The 252-nt window shown below is 56.7% G+C and carries 1 protein-coding gene; it reads right to left on the bottom strand.

Going from position 1 to position 252, the window contains the following annotated elements:
• The coding region (locus tag ACTHR7_RS10890; RefSeq protein WP_440370818.1) for an FAD-dependent oxidoreductase at nt 1-133 on the bottom strand (133 nt) is incomplete at its 3' end.
• Between the last annotated feature and the right edge of the window lie 119 nt (nt 134-252).

The following is a 252-nucleotide window of genomic DNA, read 5'->3' as shown; positions in this document are numbered from 1 at the left end:
CGTTGACACAGGTACCGCCCAGGTAGCGGCTTTCCGCCACGGCGACCTTTGCGCCAAATCCTGCGGCAAAGCGTGCCGCCCGAACGCCACCGGAACCGGCGCCAATCACATAAAGATCAAAATCGTAGGCCATTTCACTCTCCTCGGCAGGGCATCAGGATACCCGCTTGCGCCCAAAAAACCAGAAAGCCACCCGAAGGTGGCTTTCTTGAGGTTCAACAGGCAATGCTTAAATCAGTAAGCCTTGCCAGT

Source organism: Neisseria sp. P0007.S010, from assembly GCF_051962875.1.
In the GTDB taxonomy this organism is placed as follows: domain Bacteria; phylum Pseudomonadota; class Gammaproteobacteria; order Burkholderiales; family Neisseriaceae; genus Neisseria; species Neisseria subflava_A.
The sequence above is the reverse complement of the archived record's forward strand: the minus strand, read 5'-3'. Positions and strand labels throughout refer to the sequence as shown.